Origin of the sequence: Sphingobium quisquiliarum P25 (genome assembly GCF_000445065.1) — a bacterium.
Taxonomy (GTDB): Bacteria; Pseudomonadota; Alphaproteobacteria; order Sphingomonadales; family Sphingomonadaceae; genus Sphingobium; species Sphingobium quisquiliarum.
The window spans coordinates 1-20,290 of sequence record NZ_ATHO01000025.1 but is presented as its reverse complement, the minus strand read 5'-3'; the positions used below and the strand labels follow the sequence as shown (position 1 = coordinate 20,290).

The 20,290-nt window shown below is 65.9% G+C and carries 14 protein-coding genes and 1 tRNA gene; 7 read left to right on the top strand and 8 right to left on the bottom strand.

All coding sequences use genetic code 11. From position 1 onward, the window contains the following. The first annotated feature begins 18 nt into the window (after positions 1-18). The 6 genes from L288_RS25730 (at position 19) to L288_RS25705 (ending at position 7,730) form a co-directional block, all read left to right on the top strand. Complete coding sequence (locus L288_RS25730; protein ID WP_021237011.1) at positions 19-2,295, top strand: xanthine dehydrogenase family protein molybdopterin-binding subunit; 2,277 nt, start codon at positions 19-21, stop codon at positions 2,293-2,295. Further along, the gene (hemH, locus tag L288_RS25725) at positions 2,292-3,275 is read left to right on the top strand and encodes a ferrochelatase (RefSeq protein WP_021237010.1); all 984 of its coding nucleotides are present in this window, start codon (positions 2,292-2,294) and stop codon (positions 3,273-3,275) included. Before L288_RS25730 ends, hemH begins: the two co-directional genes overlap by 4 nt. Positions 3,276-3,307: 32 nt before the next feature. Continuing rightward, positions 3,308-4,030: an acetoacetyl-CoA reductase gene (gene phbB / locus L288_RS25720; protein WP_021237009.1), complete on the top strand. Its 723-nt coding sequence runs from the start codon at positions 3,308-3,310 to the stop codon at positions 4,028-4,030. Between the two features lie 4 nt (positions 4,031-4,034). After that, positions 4,035-4,322, top strand: coding sequence for a ribbon-helix-helix domain-containing protein (locus L288_RS25715; RefSeq protein ID WP_021237008.1), 288 nt, complete (start codon positions 4,035-4,037; stop codon positions 4,320-4,322). Positions 4,323-4,387: 65 nt separating this feature from the next. After that, the gene (locus L288_RS25710; protein ID WP_021237007.1) at positions 4,388-6,763 is read left to right on the top strand and encodes a TonB-dependent receptor; all 2,376 of its coding nucleotides are present in this window, start codon (positions 4,388-4,390) and stop codon (positions 6,761-6,763) included. A gap of 199 nt (positions 6,764-6,962) precedes the next feature. Continuing rightward, complete coding sequence (locus L288_RS25705) at positions 6,963-7,730, top strand: energy transducer TonB (protein WP_021237006.1); 768 nt, start codon at positions 6,963-6,965, stop codon at positions 7,728-7,730. Between the two features lie 16 nt (positions 7,731-7,746). On the opposite strand, the gene L288_RS25700 is transcribed toward L288_RS25705, so the two are convergent. The 6 genes from L288_RS25700 to L288_RS25675 form a co-directional block, all read right to left on the bottom strand. After that, a complete protein-coding gene (locus L288_RS25700; protein ID WP_021237005.1) occupies positions 7,747-8,619 on the bottom strand; it encodes an FAD:protein FMN transferase in 873 nt (290 codons plus the stop codon). Positions 8,620-8,714: 95 nt separating this feature from the next. Then, entirely contained in the window at positions 8,715-9,584 is an 870-nt protein-coding gene (locus L288_RS25695; RefSeq protein WP_021237004.1) for a DUF4198 domain-containing protein, read from the bottom strand. An 11-nt stretch (positions 9,585-9,595) separates the two neighbouring features. Next, on the bottom strand, positions 9,596-10,126 hold the full coding sequence (locus tag L288_RS25690) for a DUF2271 domain-containing protein (RefSeq protein ID WP_021237003.1): 531 nt from the start codon (positions 10,124-10,126) through the stop codon (positions 9,596-9,598). 14 nt (positions 10,127-10,140) lie between these two features. Next, the gene (locus L288_RS25685) at positions 10,141-10,785 is read right to left on the bottom strand and encodes a PepSY-associated TM helix domain-containing protein (protein WP_030538924.1); all 645 of its coding nucleotides are present in this window, start codon (positions 10,783-10,785) and stop codon (positions 10,141-10,143) included. 175 nt (positions 10,786-10,960) lie between these two features. Next, positions 10,961-15,622 carry an NAD-glutamate dehydrogenase gene (locus tag L288_RS25680; protein WP_021237001.1) on the bottom strand — a complete coding sequence of 1,554 codons (4,662 nt, stop codon included), beginning with the start codon at positions 15,620-15,622 and terminating at the stop codon, positions 10,961-10,963. A 176-nt stretch (positions 15,623-15,798) separates the two neighbouring features. Next, positions 15,799-17,076, bottom strand: a complete 1,278-nt coding sequence (locus tag L288_RS25675; RefSeq protein WP_021237000.1) for a PAS domain-containing protein — start codon at positions 17,074-17,076, stop codon at positions 15,799-15,801. A 185-nt stretch (positions 17,077-17,261) separates the two neighbouring features. On the opposite strand from L288_RS25675, the gene L288_RS25665 reads away from it, so the two are divergent. After that, positions 17,262-17,337, top strand: a tRNA-Thr gene (locus tag L288_RS25665). Positions 17,338-17,453: 116 nt separating this feature from the next. Here the strand turns inward: L288_RS25665 and L288_RS25660 are convergent. Continuing rightward, positions 17,454-19,229: a hypothetical protein gene (locus L288_RS25660; RefSeq protein WP_152522034.1), complete on the bottom strand. Its 1,776-nt coding sequence runs from the start codon at positions 19,227-19,229 to the stop codon at positions 17,454-17,456. Positions 19,230-19,282: 53 nt separating this feature from the next. After that, positions 19,283-20,290, bottom strand: a 1,008-nt coding sequence (locus tag L288_RS25655; RefSeq protein ID WP_021236998.1) for a TniB family NTP-binding protein, incomplete at its 5' end; no start/stop codon positions are given.

Sequence of the window (20,290 nt, the reverse complement as noted above, 5' to 3'; positions counted from 1 at the left end):
CTCTCTATCACCAGCCTCATGGGGCGCGCACCGCGGAAAGCTGTACAGCGGAAGGACCAGAGCAGGGGCATCGACCGGCGCACGCTGCTGGTGGGCGCCGGGGCATCGGCGGGACTGCTGCTCGCCTGGGCGGCTTGGCCGCGCAGCTACCGCCCGAACCTGAATGCCGCAGCGGGCGAGACGGTCTTCAACGCCTTTCTGAAAATCGACCGTTCGGGGCAGATCGTCGTCATCGTGCCGCAGACGGAAATGGGGCAGGGGATCACCACATTGCTGCCCCAGATTTTGGCCGATGAACTGGGCGCGGACTGGCGGACGGTCGGGGTGCAAAGCGCGCCCGTCAGCCCGCTTTACGCCAACAGCCTGCTCGCGCGGCAGTGGCTGGCCAATGACTGGACCCGCATCGCCGGGGACGCGGGCGATTGGGCGATCGATCAATATGCGACCCGCAAGGCGCTGATGCTGACGGGCGGGGGCACGTCGGTGCCGATGTTCCACAAAAGCTACCGGGAGGCGGGCGCGGCCGCGCGCGTGCTGCTGTGCCAGGCCGCGGCCGCCCGCTGGGACGTGGCGTGGGAAAGCTGCGACATCCAGAACGGCATCATTTCCGATGGCGGCCAGAGAAAGCTCAAGATCGGCGAGGTGGCGGAGGAAGCCGCCGCCTTCGGCCTGCCGGAAATCCTGCCCTTCCGTCAGGGTCAGGCCGATCGGCTCGCCGGGCAGGACCTTCCCCGTCTGGATACCCCGTCCAAGATCGACGGCAGCCATAATTTCGCCGCCGATATCCGCCTGCCCGACATGGTCTTCGCCTCGATCCGTCAGGGGCCGGTCGGCGATGCGGTGTTCAAGAGCGCCGATGAAGCCGCCGCGCGCCGCGTCACCGGATTTCTGAAACTGGTCCGCAATGACCGCTGGGTCGCGGCGGTGGCGGCCAACTGGTGGGCGGCGAACAAGGCGCTCGATCTCGCCGATCCAGTGTTTGAACTTACCGGCGCGCAGCTGAGCAGCGAGAGGATCGAGGCGGCGTTGGAGCAGGGCTTTTCCAGCTCATCGGGCCAGCGGCTCTATTCGCAGGGCGACCTGGCGCCGCTGTTCGACAATGCCGCCATCGTCGCCAGCGAGTTCAGCGTCGATCCGGGCCTGCACCTTGCGCTGGAGCCCATGTGCGCCACCGCGCGGGTGACTGATGACGCGGCGGAGATATGGATGGCGGCGCAGGCGCCGGGCCTCGCCCGCGCGGCGATCGCCGATGCGCTGGGCTTTGGGGAGAGTGCGGTGACCGTCTATCCGCTGCATGCGGGCGGCTCCTTCGGGCGGCGCATGGATGTCGAGGCGGGGGTTCAGGCGGCGCTGATCGCAAGGGACATGGGACGGCCGGTGCAACTGCTCTGGTCGCGGCTGGAGGATGTGATCCAGGATCGCCCCAGCGCGCCCGCCCATGCGCGCATGGCGGCAAAGCTGGGCCGCAACGGCATGATCGACGGCTGGCTGGCCAAGGTCGCGGCCCCCTGCGGCATGAGCCAGACCTGGGACAGGATCGCCCGTCGCAAGCCGCCGCACGAAGCGGCGCGCGACAGTGCCGAAAGCTCCACGCGCCTGGCCGTGGCGGGCATGGAACTGCCCTATGCGCTGCCCAATTGGGCGGTCGATCATTTTCCGGTGGACCCCGGCCTGCCGATCGGCTTCGCGCCGGGAAACGCCCGGCTGCACGGCGCTTTCTTCACCGAAAGCTTTGTCGACGAACTGGCGCATCAGGCGGGGATCGAACCCATTTCCTTCCGCATCCAGATGCTGGGCGGCAATCCCCGCCTTGCCCATTGCCTCACCACCGTGGGCGCGATGGGCGGCTGGCAGGGCGGGATCGAAGGCAGCGGGCAGGGGCTGGCCGCGCACCAGATGGACGGCGCCTACGCGGCGGTCATGGTCGAAGCGGCGATCAGCGGCGGCAAGCTCAGCGTCAGCCGCATCATCGCGGCCGTCGACGGCGGCGACCAGATCAACCCCGACATCGCCCGGCAGCAGGTGGAAAGCGGCCTCGTCTACGGGCTGGCGCTCGCCATGGGCGCGTCCGTGCCCTATGCGAAAGCCATGCCGCGCCGCGCGATCATGGGACGCATGGGATTGCCCCGCCTTGCCGATATAGGCGAAATCTCCGTCGAACTGGTGCGCAGCAGCGCGCCGCCAGCCGAACTCACCGAAGCCGGCGCGCCGCTGGTGGCTCCGGCGATCGCCAACGCTCTTTTTACCGTGACCGGCCAGCGTTTCCGCAAGCTGCCGCTCTTGCCAAGGACATGACGACGCTCGTGGACAGGATCGGGGTTCTCCTCATCAATCTCGGCACGCCGGATGCGCCGGACCCGGCTTCGGTGCGGCGCTATCTTGGCGAATTCCTGTCCGACCGGCGCGTGGTGGAACTGCCGAAGCTGCTGTGGCAGCCGATATTGCGCGGCCCCGTGCTGCTGACGCGCCCGCGCAAATCGGCCCGCGCCTATAAGGAAGTGTGGATGGAGGAGGGGTCTCCGCTCGCCGTCTACACACGCGAAACGGCGGTGCGGCTTCAGGGCGAAGTGGGCGGAGACGTGCTGGTCGACTGGGCGATGCGCTATGGCAATCCGTCGATCGAGACCAGGCTGCGCGCCATGATCGCGCAGGGCTGCGGGCGCATCCTGCTCGCCCCGCTCTATCCCCAATATTGCGCGGCGACGACCGCGACCGCTCTCGACGCCGCCTATGCCGCGCTCGCCAAATTGCGGTCGCAGCCAGCGATCCGCACCTTGCCGCCTTATTATGCCGACCCCGCCTATATCGAGGCGCTGCGCGCTTCGACCGAGCGGCAGCTGGCGGCGCTGGATTTCACGCCCGCCCTGCTGCTCGCCAGCTTCCACGGCATGCCGGAGCGGACGCGGGAACTGGGCGATCCTTACCATGCCCAATGCCTCGTCACAGCGGACCTGCTGGCGCAGGCCCTGGGCCGGGAGGTGCGCGTGACATTCCAGTCGCGTTTCGGGGCGGCCAAGTGGCTTGGCCCAGCGACCGACGAAGTGCTGCGCTCCCTGCCGGGGGAGGGCATCAGGGACGTCGCGGTGCTGACGCCCGGATTTTCCGCCGACTGCCTGGAAACGCTCGAAGAAATCGCCATGCGCGGGGCGGAGGACTTCCTGTCATCAGGCGGTAATCATTTCACTCATTTAAGCTGTCTGAACGCTTCGCCGGATGCCATGGTCCTGTATCGCCATCTGATCGATCGCGAACTTGCCGGGTGGCTGGGGAGGTAGATTCTGTCCGTTTCAATCAAGGAGAGGCTGTTATGACCAAAGTTGCAATCGTCACGGGCGGAACGCGCGGCATTGGTGAAGCGATCAGTTTGGCCTTGAAGGAGATGGGCTGCACCGTGGCCGCCAACTATGCGGGCAACGAGGAAAAGGCCCGCGCCTTTACCGGCCGGACGGGGATCGAGGCGTTCCGGTGGGACGTGGGCGATCATCAGGCGTGCCTGGACGGCTGCGCGGCGGTGGCGGAAAAGCTGGGGCCGGTGGACATCGTCGTGAACAATGCGGGCATTACCCGCGATGGCGTTCTGGCCAAGATGAGCTTCGATGACTGGAATGAAGTCATGCGCATCAACCTTGGCGGCTGCTTCAACATGGCCAAGGCGACCTTCGGCGGCATGCGCGAGCGCGGCTGGGGGCGGATCGTCAATATCGGGTCGATCAACGGCCAGGCCGGGCAATATGGCCAGGTCAACTACGCCGCCGCCAAATCCGGCATCCACGGCTTCACCAAGGCGCTGGCGCAGGAGGGCGCGCGCTATGGCATCACCGTCAACGCCATCGCGCCCGGCTATATCGACACTGACATGGTGGCGGCCGTGCCCGCGCAGGTGCTGGAAAAGATCGTCGCCAAAATCCCCGTCGGCCGCCTTGGCCATGCACAGGAAATCGCGCGGGGCGTTGCCTTCCTGTGCAGCGAGGATGCGGGCTTCGTGACCGGCAGCACCCTGTCGATCAACGGCGGCCAGCATATGTACTGACGCCATGGCCGCGAATGGTGACAGGGGCGGCGGCCCGCCTTCGCCAGCGCCGCCATTCGCGGCCCCGGTCAAGCGCAGCATCACGATTGCAGGCCACCAGACGGCGATCAGCCTGGAGCCGATTTTCTGGGACGCGCTTCGCGCCCGCGCGGCGCTGGAGGGCTTGCCCATCAATGCGCTGATCGCCCGCATCGACGTCGAGCGCCTGGCCGCGCCGGACCCGCCCAACCTCGCCAGCGCGGTGCGATGCTGGCTGTTCAGCCTGGGTGAAGATAAGAATAGTTCGCAATAGCGTTGACTCTGCGAGCTACTATCAATAGCAGGCCCCTCAACTAAATCAGAAAGGGGAATCTGCTCATGTCGAATATGAAGTCCGCGCCGTCATTTCTGGCGCTAAGCTGCGTGGGCGCTCTCGCCTTCGCATCGGCCGCGCACGGTCAGGAAACGGCGCAAAGCCCGAAGCTGGGCGGCATGACAGTGACCGACACCGCGATCGACGAGTCGGAGGTAAAGGTCGAACGCGCGGAGTCGCCCAAATATGTCCGCCCGCTGCTGGACACGCCGCAGACGATCACGGTGATCGGCAACCAGACGATTTCGAAGCAGAATCTGCTGACGCTGCGCGACGTGCTGTCCACCGTGCCGGGCATCACCTTCGGCGCGGGCGAAGGCGGCGGCGGATATGGCGACAACATCAACCTACGCGGGCAGAGCGCCAATACGGACATCTCGATCGATGGCGTGCGCGATAGCGCGCAATATAGCCGTACCGATCCGTTCAACCTGGAACAGATCGAAGTCACCAACGGCGCCAATTCGGTCTTTGGCGGATCGGGCGCGATCGGCGGCAATATCAATCTTGTCACCAAGCGGCCCAAGGCGGATGATGAAACACTGATCCAGGCGGGCGTCGGCACGTCCGATTATTACCGCGCGACGATCGACAGCAATATGCGCCTGTCGGACCAGATCGCAGTGCGCCTCAACGCCATGTATCATGAAAATGACGTGCCTGCGCGTCAGGTCGATCATTACAAGCGCTGGGGCGTTGCGCCTTCCGTCAAGCTGGGCGTAGGCGGCCCAACGTCGCTGACGCTGCTCTACGTGCATCAGGAGGATAATAACGTCCCCCTCTACGGCGTGCCCTATTACAAGAATGGCGTTTATGACGGCCTGCTGCCCGGCGTGCCCTACAGCGGCTATTTCGGTTACAAGAATATCGACCGCCAGGATCAGACCATCGATCAGGCGACCGCCATCTTCGAACATCAGTTCAGCGATCTGTTGTCGGTCCGCAATCTGTCGCGCTGGCAGCGCGTCGAGCAGGATCTGGTGGTCGATCCCCCGCAGGGCGGCACTTATTGCCTTTCAAGCGGCCTGACCCAGGCCGGCGTGGCATGCGCGGCCGGTCAGGTGCCGGGTGTCTATTATCCGGGTGGACCGCGCGGCAACTTCCGCTTTTCGGAAAACCAGGCGCTCTATAACCAGCTCGACTTCACCTTCAATATCCCCGGCGGCCACACATTGGTGCTGGGCACGTCGGCGATGCAGGAAGATTATAAGCTCACCAGCGGTAATGTCTTGCGCAATCCCGGCGGCGCCGCGCCGAACCCCGCCCTGAACCCGATCGTCATTGGCGTGCCCACCGACTATACCGGTCCGGTCAACGTGACGCCGATCAGCCGCCAGCGCAGCGATACGTTCAACATTGCGGCTTATGCCTTTGCCGCCGTGAAGATTGTCGAGGGGCTGGAGCTGAATGGCGGCATCCGCTACGAGCACAACAAGGCGACCTTCCGGTCCGATACGATCACCCCGCCCGCATTGCCCATTCCGGCTGGGCAGACGAGCCGTTATCTGACCGGGGGCCGTCAGGTTGGCGTCGATGACCTATTCTCCTATCGTGTCGGCCTGGTCTACAAGCCGGTGGAGAATGCCAGCCTTTACATCGCTTATGGCAATTCCAAGAATCCGACCTCGACGACTGTGCGTTCCGGCTGCGGTCTGGCGGCGGCCGCGAACCTGAATATCGATCCATGCGACCTGTCGCCGGAAGAAGCGCGCAACTATGAAATCGGCGGCAAGATCGACCTGTTCGACGCCCGTCTTCAGTTGACCGCCGCCTTGTTCCGCAACGAGCGCACCAACTACCGCGTCGCCTCCAACGATCCGTTCGTGGGCAACCTGCCGGTGGGCGACGGCCGCAACCGCGTGGACGGCATCACGCTGGGCGCGTCTGGCAACATCACCAAGGACTGGACCATCTTCGCCAACTACACCTATCTCGACAGCATGGTGAAGCAGTCCATCTCCAACTATTGCCTTGCCAACCCGAATAGCAGCTTCACGCCTCCGGGAACGACGACAGCGCTTACCTGCCCTGCTTATGATCCGCAGGCGGGTAATCCGATGACGAACACCCCCAAGCATTCGGGCAGCCTGTTCACCACCTACACTCTGCCCTTCGGGCTACAGGTCGGTTACGGCATCACCTATCAGGGCAGCTTTTACCTGAACAATGCGCAAACAACGCCGACGACCATATTTTACAAGTCGGATGCCTACACGGTGCATCGGGCCATGCTGTCCTATACTTTCTTCGAAAAGCTGACAGCTCAGCTCAACGTACAGAACTTTACCAACAAGAAATATTATACCAGCATCCGCAACAATGGCTGGGCCAATCCGGGCGAGGGGCGTTCCTGGACGCTCACGCTGGGCTATAAATTCTGACGTATCTCATGCGCTAATCCCCGGCATTCGTCCCATGCCGGGGTGAACGGGCGAGCGGCAGTGTTTCCTCCTCCTCGGGCTGCCGCTCGCCCACCCTTTTTCCGGCGTTCGCATCTGTGAACCAAAGATTGCAATTGTATCTCATTATGAATTGCGTCATGAGTCCGGCCATGGCTGCTGCCAGAAAGGGGATCGGTGCATGCTAAGTGTAGCGAACAGGGTCATTGATGCGGAAGAAGAGGGCCTGCTCTCTCCGCCGCCTGCGTCTCCCATCCCAACATCTACCCCGACCCCGGCCACAGCTTCCGCACCGGCGTCGCGCTATGGTCAGAGCCGATCGCCCAATTGGCCGGTCATCGCGTTCATCCTTGCCATCCATGCCGTGGCGATCATGGCGATCATGCATGTGCGGCATCAGGTGCAGAGGCGCGAGGAAGCGCATCTTGCCGTCGTCAACCTGACGCCGCCCGCGCCCCCGCCACCTGCCGAGGATACGCCTCCGCCGCCGCCTTCCAAGCCGCAGATCGTGGCGCCCGCGCCTGTCGTCAAGCTGCCCGCGCCAGCGCCGCAGGTCGCCACCACGCCCGTTCCGCCGCCAGTCGCGATCAACGCGCCCGCCGTGAACGCGCCAGCGCCGCCAGCCATCTTCGCTGCTCCCTCGCCGCCCAGCACAGTCCAGGGAGGCGATCTCAGCGCGCAGATGGTTTCCGGCAAGCCGCCCCGCTACCCGATTGAGAGCCGCCGCAAGCGCGAGCAGGGAACGGTCGTCCTCGCCCTGACCGTGGGAACGGACGGGACCGTGGAAGCAATCTCCATCGCCCGCAGCAGCGGCTTTTCCCGCCTGGACGATGCGGCGCGGGATGCGGTGCGCAAATGGCGCTGGCGGCCGCTGATGCAGCAGGGGCAAGCGGTGCGGGTAAAGGGCGTGGTCGAAATCCCCTTCGTCCTTCAAACCACATCCGCTTGAGATCGTAGCAGCGCGATCAGTCGAGCATCGCCGCCAGCGCGGGGGTCATATATTCCTGCCCGCCGCCGCCTTCCCTGCGGATCAGCCGCGCGGCAATGCCGTGGCGGGTGGCGAGCGCCATGCCGCGTTCATGCCCCATCACGGTGATGGCGGTCGCCCACGCGTCGGCCATCATGGCGCTGTCATGCAGAACGGTCACTGACGCCACGTCATTGGCCACCGGCATGCCGCTCGCGGGATCGATGCTGTGTGACAGGCGCGCGCCGCCCTCCAGGCGGAAGCGGCGATAATCTCCCGATGTCGCGACGGAAAGACCGCACAGCGCCACGCGGAGCGTCGGCACAGCCAGGCCGGGCGGCGATTCCACATCGACCCACCAGGGCTGGCCGTCAGGCTTGACGCCGTCGCCGCGAAGCTCTCCGCCGATCTCGACAAGGAAGTGCCGCGCGCCCAGATCGCGCAGCCGCCGCGCAAGGGCGTCGACGGCGAATCCCTTGGCAATGCCGGAAAAATCAAGCGTCACATCGGCAAGGCGGCGCGCCTGCCCATGCTCCACCTCTATGGCCGTCCAGGGGGAGGGATGGTTCGGCCGCGTGGCTGGCGCGGAAGCACCCGATGGGCCGAACCCCCAGCTATCGACCAGTCTGCCCACCGCAGGATCGAACGCTCCGCCCGACAGCCGCGCCATGGCGAGTCCCGCCTGCAATACCGTCATCATGCCGGGGGGCAGGGGAACCCAGGCCCCGATCGCCGACCCGTTGAACCGGCTGATGTCGGACCCGGCTTCCCAGTTGCTCATCTCGCCGATGACGCTGGCGAGCACGTCCGCGATCGCCGCTCCGCAGCCGGGGGGCGCGTCGACGATGCGGGCCGACCAGCTTGTGCCCATGGCCGGGCCCGACAGATCGGTAATGCGGCCCTGCCGCTGCCGCCCGGCCAGTTGATCGGGCGGCAGGTCGGCAGGGATGGCGATGCGGATGCCGGTCAGGGCGCAAGCACTTCCAGCGTCGTTACATAGGAGGCGCGGCGCTGCGGCGGCCCGGCGGGACGCTGCGGCTGCTGGGCAGGCGATCCGGCGCCCGGCGCGCCCATGCCTTCGCCGCCTTCACGCCCGCCGCCGGTGCTGGCGTTCAGCCAATACATGCCCGGCTGCGGCCAGGTGATCGTCAGCTTGCCGTCGGCGCCGGTGACAAGATCGATCTGGCCGGACGAGTCGCGATAGCGGCTGCCGCCGGGGATCGCCGTGACCTTGAGGCCAGCGGCGGGCTTGCCGTCGAGCAGGAACTGGAAGGTCGCCGCCTCGCCCGCGACCAGATCGTTGGGGTGAGTGACCGGCACCAGTTCGATGCCGTTGCCGGTGGGCTTGAAGATGGTGGATGTCGGCGCGCCCAGCGTCACGTAAATCTCGTTGCGGTTGGACGCCTCAATCGTCTGGACGTTGGTGGCTCCGGCCGGGATGGCCGCCGCCAGATTATCCTTGGTGGTGCCGCGCGGCAGGCGCTTCTGCTCGCCGTTCAGCGTATAGCCGCCCATGATGCCGGTCGAAACGCTGGCGATGCGATAGGTGCCCGGCTTCGTCAGGTGCACGTCGAAGGTCGAGCGGTATTTGCCGGTCGCGCTGTTTTCGATCTTGCCCTCCGTACCGTCAGGCTGCGTCACCTGGATATTGTCGGTCCGCATTGGAACATGATCGAAATAGAAGAGGTCGTTGGACACGGCCGCATCCACCGTCACCCAGCTTTCATTGCCCGAAAGGCTGGTGGAGGAGGGCAGCATCCATTGGCGGTGCGCCTGCGCCGCGCCCGAAAGAAGCAGCGCGCTGATGGCGCCCGCGATGAGATATCTGGCCTTCATGACATTTCCCCTTATTTGCTGAAGGAGACGCTGACCGCGCCCAATTCGCTATTGCCCTTTGCCCGCACGGCAGCGCCCGTTTTGGGCGGCCAGCTGAACGGCAGGCGGACGAGTTCCCGCCCGCCCACTTCGCGGGCCGCTTCCACGACCAGCGTGTAATTGCCCGCGCCAAGCCGGGGCAGCGGCCCCTTGCCAGCGGTGAAGGCGATCTTCTGTTCGCCCGGCGCGCGGGTCGCTCCACTCACGCCATCGGCGGGGAAGCTCATCGTCCGGCCCGACACGCGCCACCACTGGCGAATGTCGCGCAGCCATTTCGTACCTTCGCCCTTCGCCTTGTCCACATCATACCAGACCGACAGGGTACGGGGCGCAGCGCCTTCCTTTTCCAGCCAGATGGCGACATAGGGCCGGTGATATTCGGCGACCGTCAGGCGGGGGATGGTGACGCTGACGTTCATCGTCTGCGCCTGAGCCGTGCCGCCCGCCGCCGCCGCGCCAAGGGCAGCGCCGCCGCCAAGGATGAGTTTGTAGCCGCTCTGCATGACGTCGGGTCCCCTTAATGAATGAAGATGATGGCGAGCATCGCCGGAATGGCGAGCCCGATCGCGACCAGCGGCCAGGTGCTCGGCCGCTTCGCCGCATGAAGCTGGAGCAGCAGCAGCCCGGTCAGCGCGAACAGGAAGCAGGCCACGGCGAAAATGTCGATGAACCATTTCCAGACCGTGCCGGTATTGCGCCCCTTGTGCAGGTCGTTGAGGTAGCTGATCCAGCCGCGGCTGGTCGCCTCGCTCGTCACCGCGCCGCTATGCCGGTCGATCGATACCCAGCCGTCGCCGCCGGGGCGGGGCAGGGGCAGGTAGATTTCGTCGGCCGACCATTCGGCCTCGCCATCGCCGCGCTGCCCGACTTCCTTTTGCACCCAGGCCGCGATGCCGGGCGGCAACGGCTTCTTGGCGTCGGGCGCATCGTCCGGCGCGACCTGCTTCAACAGCGCGGGCGGCAAGCTCGCCGACTTTTCCACCGTCTGCGGCGCGCCTTCCACATCGGCGGCGTGGTTGAGGGTGATGCCGGTGAAGGCGAACAGCAGCAGGCCGATCAGGCTGATGGCCGAGCTGATCCAATGCCAGCTGTGCAGCTGCTTGAGCCAGAAGGCCTTACGGCTTTTCTTTTTCTTCTGTGCGGCGCTGACGGGGGCGTGCATGGAATGAGATGCGATCCTGACGAAAAGTGGCCGCTTCATAACGCGAACGACTCGCAATTGCAAACCTGTCATGCCTGAGGAATTGTATCAAAATGTAGCTGATACTTGTCCCCTTGCGGGCGGGTAGCCTGCTGCAAACAGGCGGACGAACGAAAATCCGCCCGCCCCGGCAGCATCACCGCCCCAGCAGCCCGCGCGCCTGTCCCGCGACTTCGGCCAGCATCGCGACATTGGGCAGCGGGGCGGAACGGGCGCGCTGCACCAGTCCCCTGAACTGCGCCACCCGCGCCGCCTTGTCCGTGAGCCAGCGTTCCACATGCCCGGCGACATCCTTGCCGCCTGCCTGCGCCAGAAACTCCAGCCGCACCTGCTGCATGTCCCGCGCGACGCCGGATATCAGCAGCCGTTCCCACGGGTCGGACGGCGCCATTCGCGCGGCGGTGGACTGCACCCAATCGACGCCCAGCGCCTCGCCCAGATGCGTGAAGGCGCGCGTCAGGTCGACTTCATCCACCTTCAGCCGGTCCGCCAGCGCCGCTATGCCCACGGCCCCGTCCAGCTTGAACAGCCCCACCGTGCGCCGGACCAGCGCTTCGGGCGCGCCCCGGCCCAGCAGGTGATCGGTCACGGCATTGACCCGGCGCATGGCTTCGCTGGTCAGCAGTTCATCCACCTGGGACGCGAGCTTGCCGACGCCCTTGGCCAGCATCGCATGGCCTTCGCCGGGCAGCGTGCCGGGCGGCAGGGCGCGCAGGATATCGGCGATCTGCGCGCGCATGCCGCTGGCGACGTCGGCGAACAGGCCAAGGCGCGCGCCTTCGGCCATCTCCGCCCCGTCGATGTCCGCCCATAGCTGGCGAATGTCGTAGAGCCGCTCCGCGATCAGGAAGGCGTTGGCCAGGTCGCCAAGCGAACAGCCTTCCTCCTCCGCCAGTTCGAAGGGGTGGATCAGGCCCAGCCGGTTGACGATGCGGTTGGCGACCTTCGTCGCGATGATCTCCTTGCGCAGCGCATGGGCCGCGATCGCGTCCGCTTCCTTCTTCTGCATGGCGGGCGGGAATGCTGCGGCGAGTTCGGCGCCCATGCTGGGATCAGCGTCCAGGCCGCCATGTTCGACCGCTTCCTGCAAGGCGAGCTTGGCGGTTGACAGCAGCACCGCCAGTTCGGGCCGCGTCATGCCCAGCCCGTCCTGCCCGCGCCGCAGCAACTGGTCATTGGGGGCGAGCCCTTCCACCCGCCGGTCGAGCCATCCGCTTTCCTCGAACATCTCGATCAGCCGGACATATGAGGCCAGTTCCGCCGCGCCGCCCGCTTCGGCGATGGAAAGGCCCAGCGCCTGGAGGCGGTTATCCTCCAGCACGATGTCCGCCACCGCATCCGTCATGCTTTCCAGCAGCTTGTTGCGCGCGTCGAAGGAAAGGCGGCCCTCGGCCATTTCCTTGTTCAGCGCGATCTTGATATTCACCTCATTATCCGAACAGTCGACGCCAGCGCTGTTGTCGATGAAATCGGTGTTGATCCGCCCGCCGCGCAGGGAAAAGACGATGCGCGCGGCCTGGGTGACGCCCAGGTTCGCGCCTTCGCCGACGACCTTGACGCGCAATTCCTCCGCATCGACGCGCAGCCGGTCATTGGCCGGGTCGCCCACATCCGCCTGGCTCTGCGCGGCCGCCTTCACATAGGTGCCGATGCCGCCGAACCACAGCAGGTCGTTGGGGCTTTTGAGGATCGCCGAAATCAGCGCGGCAGGCTCCAGTTCCGTATCGGCAACGCCCAGTATGGCCTGCACCTCAGGGGTGAGCCTGATGCTCTTGAGCGAGCGCGGGAACACGCCGCCGCCCCTGGAGATCAGCGACTTGTCATAATCGTCCCAGCTTGACCGGGGCAGGGCGAACAGACGCGCCCGTTCTTCCCAGGATTTCGCCGGATCGGGATCAGGGTCCAGGAAGATGTGGCGGTGGTCGAAGGCGGCGACCAGCTTGATCGCCTTGGACAGCAGCATTCCGTTGCCGAACACGTCGCCCGACATATCGCCGCAGCCGATGACCTTCACGGGCTGGCTCTGCACGTCGATGCCCAGTTCCGCGAAATGACGCCTGACGCTGATCCACGCCCCGCGCGCGGTGATGCCCATCGCCTTATGGTCATAGCCATGCGACCCGCCGCTGGCGAAGGCGTCGCCCAGCCAGAAATTGCGCTCCAAAGCGATGGCGTTGGCGACGTCGCTGAACGTCGCCGTGCCCTTGTCGGCGGCGACGACGAAATAGGGGTCGTCGCCGTCGAGGATGCGCACCTTGGCCGGATGCTCGACCTTCCCGCTCACGATATTGTCCGTCACCGATAGCAGCGCGCGGATGAAGATGCGGTAGCTTTCGGTGCCCTCCGCCATCCATGCTTCGCGGTCGCGCTGCGGGTCGGGAAGCTGCTTGGGGTAGAATCCGCCCTTCGCCCCGGTCGGCACGATCACGGCGTTCTTCACCCGCTGCGCCTTCATCAGCCCCAATATCTCCGTGCGGAAATCGTCGCGCCGGTCGGACCAGCGCAGCCCGCCGCGCGCGACCGGGCCGGCGCGCAGGTGAATGCCCTCGACGCGCGGTGAATAGACCCAGATCTCCCGCCAGGGGCGCGGCGCGGGCAGGCCCGGCACCTGCGCGCTGTCGAGCTTGAACGCCAGTGCTTCCTGAGCGGAGTCGCTGAAGAAATTCGTGCGCAGCGTCGCGGTGATCACGGCGCGCAGCAGGCGCAGCACCCGGTCTTCGTCGATCGCCTTCACCTGCTCCAGCCCGGCGGCGATCGCGGCCTGCGCCGCGCCTGCCTTTTCCGTCCCATCCCTGGCGGCGGGATTGTGCAGCGCTTCGAACAGGGCGACGAGGCTGTGGGCGATCGCCTGCTCGCGCCGCAGCGTTTCGGCGAAGGTGGCGAGGCCATAGGCCATGCCCGTCTGGCGCAGATAGCGGAACAGCGCGCGGAACAGGACCACCGCCTGCGGCGACAAGCCCGCGGTGACGATCAGTTCGTTGAAGCGGTCATTTTCGGCGCGGCCTTCCAGCACCTGCGCGATCGCTTCGGTGACGATGGACGCGCGGGCGATCACCCCGTCCGCGTCGCTGCCAGCGGGCAGTTCCAGCACGAACCGCTGCACATGGCCCAGCGCGCCGCCGTCAACGGCGGTCGTCATCTCATCGATCACGCGGAAGCCGAAATTCTCGAAGGCAGGCACGACTTCGGAAAGGGCGATGACGTCGTGGCTGTAGAGTTTCAGCCGCAGCCGCTCCGCCCCTTCATCGCCGTTGCGGTAGATGCGGATCGACTTGTCGTGAGATCCGGCAAGCCCGTGCAGGAGGCGGATGTCGATCGCCGCTTCCGCCGGGCCAGCGCCATTGCGGTAGCCCAGCGGAAAGCCGGAGGCGAAACGCTGCGCCAGGGCGGCGGCGCGGCCGGGCTCCTCCATCTCCGCCAGGGCTTCCTCGACGGCGGGCAGCCAGCCCCGCACCATCTGCTTCAACTGCCGGTCGAGCGGCTGTTCGTCGGGCACCACGCCGCCGTCGCGCAGGTCCAGCGTGATGCGCAGCAGGGCCAGGCCGCTTTCCTCCAGCGCGATCGACCAGCTGAGCACCGTCGCGTTCGCCGCCTGCGCCAGCATGTCCTGCACCGCCAGGCGGCGCGCCGTCGTCAACTCCTCACGCGGCAACCAGGCAAAGGCGTAGAGGTGCCGCGCCAGCGCGCTCGTCCCCAGCGCCAGCTTGGGACGCGGCCGGTCGGTCAGCGACATGAAGGTCAGCGCCAGCCGCTCCAGCGTGTCATGATCGAACCCGATCAATATGTCATGGGGCAGGGCCGTCAGCGCATGGGCCAGCACCTTGCCCGCATGACCGGCCGGATCGAAGCCGAACTTTTCCATCAGTTCCGACAGGGCCGACCGCAGCAGCGGCACCTTGTCCGGCGTCGCCGCCAGCGCCGCGCTGGTCCACATGCCCGCATGGATGGACAGCGCCACCACCTGCTTGCCCTCGCGCACGGGCACGATGATCAGGTCCAGCAGGACGGGCCGGTGCACGCGCGACACATGGTTCGACTTGATGATCAGCGGGTTGCGCTTGCCCTCCTCGAACCAGGAAAAGGCGGCTTCGCGCGTCGCTTCGGCCAGCAGGGGCGTGTCCTGCCGCGCGCATACGCCCAGCGGCGCCTGCACGGTGCCATCGCGCATCCGCCGCTCATGCCCGATCTGCGTGAAATGGCGCGCCAGGAACCAGCGCAGCAGCGCCGCGCCCTCGCTGTCGGGCACGGTGTCGGCGTCCCGCGCCATCGCCTCGCGCATTCTGGGCCAGTCGGTGACGGCGGCGCGGACATCGGCCAGCGTTTCGCGCAACTGCTTTTCCAGCGCGCGGCGGCCCTTCGCATCGGCCCTGTCCGCCTCGATATAGATCACCGATTCGCGGCGCGCGCCCGGCTCGTCATCGTCCAGGACGGCGATCAACTGATCCTTGCCGTCGCGATTCACCGACAGGACGGGGTGAAGCAGGCGATAGATGGTGACATCCGCCGCCGCCAATGTGCCAGCGATGGAATCCACCAGGAAAGGCATGTCGTCATTGATGATCGCGATGCGCATGTAGCGCCCATGCGCGCCCTCGCCCAAAGTCTCGATCGCCATGGCGATCTGGCCATGCTTGCGGACCTGCGCGGTGCGTCCCAGGAAAGTGGCGGCGGCGGACAGGGCCTGATCGTCGAAATCCTCGCTCTCGCCGGGGATGCTCCCCTTCGCCAGAGCCGCTTCCAATGCTGAAAGGATGGAACGGTCGACCTCTTTGGACTGCGAGTCCGCCAGTAACGTCATTTGCAACCTCTTCCCGGCAGGTTCGTCCCGCCTGTGCAGTAACGGAGGAGGTCGCGGATGGCCGCCATGCCTCCTCGGATCGGGGCAATATGCGTCAGCCATCACCGGGGCTCAACCCGGATTGGTAATTAAGTTGCCTTGAGCTAGAATAATGATGCGAGCGCCCGCGCTTCCGGTCAGGCGACCGCCGCCATGATCACGCGCTGGCCAAGGTCCAGCCCGCCGGGCAGCGCTCCCACGATCGCCAGCGACCCGTCCGCCTCACGCCGCGCCACGACCACGGCCAGGCCGTCCTGGTCGGTGGTGATCGTGCCCAGGTCCAGGGGCGCCGCCGCCTTCATCGCGCTGCGCGCCGCTTCCCGGCGGTCGGGACGTGCGGGCAGGCTGCTGCGGCGCTGGGTGCGCGCGTCACGGACAAGCGCCTTCAGCCCGCCTTCATAGCGGCCAAGATAATCGGCGAAGGTCCCCATCTTCATTCCGGCGGCCTTCGCATGCTCCAGCGCCGTCGTATATTCGGTCAGCCTGGTCTTGTCGTAGGTCGCGCCGAATACCAGCTTGACCACTGCCGTTAGCGGGCTGCGCGCCTGAACCTTGATCCCCGCATCGCTCAGCATTTCGGCATAGTCGCCGGGCGCGCCTTCGGACGCCAGCGCAAAGTCATAGGCAAGGCCGATGGCGCGATACAGCGCGTTATGGCTGCGCGCCTCGCTGGTGCGGGCCTGCTCCACCCCGTCACGGGCCAGCGCCAGCCAGTCGGCGAGCGGCGCGTCCTCCCCAAGCGTTTCCATTCCGCCAAGGTCCAGAGTGCCTGCGTCATCCTCATCGGCGGCGGGGCCATCCGCCCAGATCGGCGTGACCTCCCCGGCAATGGCGGAACTACGCAGCGCGGCGTCGACTTCGCGCCCGATTTCCTCGCTGACGTCGTTGCTCGCCAATTCCTTCCAGCTGATCACGCCGAAGACGAAATCGATCGTCTCGCCATCGGAGGAGAAGGGCATCAATATGCCGCGATACAATATGTCCGCCCCGCGCTGGTTGACGAAGCCCGCTTCGAAGCCGATCGGCGCGGCATTGGCGATGATCTGCAAATAATGGTCGGTAAGGCGCGACAGCAGCGACCGCGGCGGCACGTCGCTGATATGCTCTATGCGTCCTTCGATGGCGCATTCCCGGCGCAACCCGGTGCCCAGATAGACGATCGCGGGATTTTCGATCCCGGCGCTGAAATCCAGCAGCACGCTGTTGGGGCCGAAATCCTCCAGCTCGCCGGGCGAAAGATCCTCGATCGACGGCAGCGTCCGGTCGCCCAGCAGCGACGCCCAATAATTATAGGCACGCACCTGCATCCGCCGCTCGTCCGTCCCGACGTTCGCGGGCGTTTCGATGGCTGCGTCGCCGGCATGATCCAGATCGTCCTGATCACTGACGATGTCATACCCTTGCAGAGTGTCCATGGGTGCGTCCTTAGCCCAGAAAAAGCTTTTCCTGAGAATCGACACTGCCACCGGATGGTAAACATGCCGTGAAGAGGAGGCGCGCGCCCTGCGACGCGGCTAAGCGGCCGGGCGCGGAAGATGACGCGGCCATTTGCATTGCCCGCTTGTCCTGCGCATCAACCGCTGTTATCTGCCCCACCAACGCCGCTTTAGCTCAGTTGGTAGAGCATCGCATTCGTAATGCGAGGGTCACGTGTTCGAGTCACGTAAGCGGCACCATTGCCATGCCAAAGCTACTTAAGAGCGGTTCAAACGCTACTTAATGCGCCATTTTGGCAAGAAGAAGCCCGGCCGGGGTACCCCCCGCCGGGCCATTATCCAGCAATCCTCAGCAGTTAGATTCGCGAGAGCGCCTTCAGCGCCGGCGTGCGCAACCATCCGAAGTCGTCGCTCCGCGGGCAACCTTCACTCTCGAGCAGTGCTTCCAGCTTCGCCCCGTTCATGTCCACCCGCGCGGCCATCTCGGTGAGCGTGAGCCGGTCACCGGCGAGACGCAGCACGTCGCCCCAATCCATTAGCCATTCGTCATCCGCCCCAGCAAACCGCTTAAGGAGGTGCGCGTGCTTGGCCGGCAGGTTGAGGATCTCCAGTGCATCGCGTTGCGAACAGCGGGGTGCGATTACGCTCGGCTGGGTGTGACGCAGGTTCAGATTGCGCAGCGCGCGCGCGTCCGCTGCCGAGATGCAGATCCTGTTGATCGACCCGCCGGTCATGCTGAACGCGATGCGATCGGTTACCGAGGCATCTGTTAGCATGCGAGAGAAGATCACGCCCCAAGGCTTGAGCCCTCCCCCAATGGCGCGTGCGGCGCGGTGCAGCGGAACCGGATTATCGATGGCGTCGGAGGGGACCTGAGCCGCCTGGAGGGCGGCCACGAACTCGGCCAGCTCGCGTTTGTGGAGCTGATGGGCGTCAAAGAGTGAGACCACGAACGGATGCTTTTCGATCGTGAGGAGGCCGGCATCCGCGAGCTGGGGAACCGCATACCGGGGGAGATGGAGCGCGGAGGAGAGGGCCTCGGCGCTTTTGCGGTTGTCGCGGAAGTCACGAAGCCAGACGACCTCCGCCCGGTCGAGGGCGGGGAACACGCGGTTGGCGCGGAAGCATATGCGGGTCTTCAGACGGCCGGCGCGGCGCTCTTCGGCGAGGGTGCCGAGCGGCCACCCGGAGAGGTCAACGGCATCCATCATCGCGATCTGGTCGTCAGGCGTGGTGCCTGCAGCGGTGGCGATGGGCGCTAGCACGCGGTTGATCTCCTCGCGGACGATGGGTGGCAGCACCTCGCTGTCGAGCGCAGGGATGTAGTCGGCGATGCCGGTGTAGCGGACGTTGCGCCGTGAAAGGGAGCGGTCGACGACGGCAGCCTCCAGCGCCGGAAGCAAGGAATGCGGCCAGCCGCGGATGAGATCGGCGGTCTGGGAGAGCGCCTGGGTGTAACACAGCAGGTCGTCGTCGGGAGGCTGATGGCCTCGACGGGTGATGTAGGACGTCGCGGTGAGATTAGTCAGAGCGAGCGCAAGTTCGAAGACCATGCCACCGTCCCATTCGTACAGCGCGCCAGGAAGCTGGGCGCGTGCCGCATGGCGGACATCTTCGGCTGAATCGATCAGGCCGATAAGGAAGGCCAGTCCGTCGCGCAAAGACGGATCGACCGTTTCGGCGGGTACGCGCGCGAGCGGCCGACAGCACCGGTCGCAGCGGTCGAGATGGTAAGCAGCGCGCCAGCGCTGGACGGCACCGCACCGGCAGGCGTCGGCGAGATAATCCCAAGTCACGGTGTCGCAGGGCACCATCTTATGCGACCAGGTCGCGCGGATGTGCGGGCTGGCGGCGATGGCGGCAGGTGAGAAGCGGCGGCGGCGGAAGACCAACTCGTCCGCCCGGACGGTGACGCCAAAACTTTGGACAAAGCCCTCGACATCGGAGGGCGCGTGCCGCCGGTCGGTGACCTCTCCGACGGGCAGTCGCAGGATGTGGGCGAGCAGTGCCTCGTCCAACCCGGGGACGATGGCGGCAGTGGGGTTCTGGGCGTGCGGGGCCCCGACCTGTTCCAGGATGACATGGGACGATGGCAGGATGTTCCTGACCACCACGCGGGTGACCAGGCTCATCAGGGTTTCGCCCGGGATCGGTTCGATCCCGAATAGGACGGGCCCGGGCATATTTACTTTGCCTCGCCGGTGCGGCGCAGGCGCAGGGGATTGTGGTCGATGGTACCGTCCGCAAGGCACCACGCGTCGATCGCCTCGATTAGACGGTCGTAGCTGAGGTGTGACTCGCCGCCGAGGAGCGCCGGCTCGAGGGCGGAGAGCACGATGTTGTGGAATTCGCCGATCAGCCCGTTGCTGGCCTCGCACAGGTCCTTTGCGAGTGTCGGGTCGTTCAGGCCAGACTTCTCTTCGAGCACGCCCCGCGAGACCATACCGGCGTCGATGCGCTTCATGAACTCGATCCAGACGGGCAGGTCGTTGTCCTCGTCGTTGAAGTCGTAGGGGCGCAGGATGTCCTGGGGGGCGCAGCGGTTCTTGAGCTCGCGGTTGTTAGCGAAGAGCGACTGCGCCTCGTCTGTGCCCATCAGGATGACCGGAGCCCAGCCGAGCGTGAGAATGTTCTTGATGGTGTTGGCGGCGTCCGCGGCGAGATGCTTCTGGCGGAAGTGGTTGAGCTCGTCGATGATGAGCAGCTCGACCCCGAACTCCTGGATGCAGAGCTTGACCCGCTCGAGGAGGATGTCGGCCTCGCCGCGGCCGGCGTAGCCGTCGCCAAACGCGGAAAGGATCGAGGTGGCGAGGCTCTTCGGCGTTCCGGTGGTGGAGAGGGTGACGTGGAGGACCGGCTTCTTGGACCGGTCGCGGCCGGGCTGGTTCTCGACCGACTTCTTCAACAGCTTCGCGCAGGTGCTCTTCCCGGCGCCCGAAGGCTGGAGGAAGCGGTAGGCGCGGCGCTGCACGCTGCTGGCCTGATGGAGGCCCATGTGGCGCAGCGTGTCCATCTTGCGCATGGTCGCGATCTGGGCCGGGGTCGGGAAGACCATGTCCTCGAAAATGGCGAGCTTGGCGCCGACCTCCTCGGCGAGATCAGACTGCTTGGGGTGCGCGGCTGGCTGCAGCGGAGCCGCCGCATGGGGATCCAGCGGCGCGGAAGCAGCGCCGTCGATCGGACCGGCCGCCTC

Coding starts and splice junctions, on each gene's coding strand:
- phbB (WP_021237009.1), top strand. CDS start 3,308: ATGACCAAAGTTGCAATCGTCACGGGCGGAACGCGCGGCATTGGTGAA.
- L288_RS25675 (WP_021237000.1), bottom strand. CDS start 17,076: ATGGACACTCTGCAAGGGTATGACATCGTCAGTGATCAGGACGATCTG.
- hemH (WP_021237010.1), top strand. CDS start 2,292: ATGACGACGCTCGTGGACAGGATCGGGGTTCTCCTCATCAATCTCGGC.
- L288_RS25730 (WP_021237011.1), top strand. CDS start 19: ATGGGGCGCGCACCGCGGAAAGCTGTACAGCGGAAGGACCAGAGCAGG.
- L288_RS25705 (WP_021237006.1), top strand. CDS start 6,963: ATGCTAAGTGTAGCGAACAGGGTCATTGATGCGGAAGAAGAGGGCCTG.
- L288_RS25660 (WP_152522034.1), bottom strand. CDS start 19,229: ATGAGCCTGGTCACCCGCGTGGTGGTCAGGAACATCCTGCCATCGTCC.
- L288_RS25685 (WP_030538924.1), bottom strand. CDS start 10,785: ATGCACGCCCCCGTCAGCGCCGCACAGAAGAAAAAGAAAAGCCGTAAG.
- L288_RS25715 (WP_021237008.1), top strand. CDS start 4,035: ATGGCCGCGAATGGTGACAGGGGCGGCGGCCCGCCTTCGCCAGCGCCG.
- L288_RS25700 (WP_021237005.1), bottom strand. CDS start 8,619: ATGGGCACAAGCTGGTCGGCCCGCATCGTCGACGCGCCCCCCGGCTGC.
- L288_RS25710 (WP_021237007.1), top strand. CDS start 4,388: ATGTCGAATATGAAGTCCGCGCCGTCATTTCTGGCGCTAAGCTGCGTG.
- L288_RS25690 (WP_021237003.1), bottom strand. CDS start 10,126: ATGCAGAGCGGCTACAAACTCATCCTTGGCGGCGGCGCTGCCCTTGGC.
- L288_RS25680 (WP_021237001.1), bottom strand. CDS start 15,622: ATGACGTTACTGGCGGACTCGCAGTCCAAAGAGGTCGACCGTTCCATC.
- L288_RS25695 (WP_021237004.1), bottom strand. CDS start 9,584: ATGAAGGCCAGATATCTCATCGCGGGCGCCATCAGCGCGCTGCTTCTT.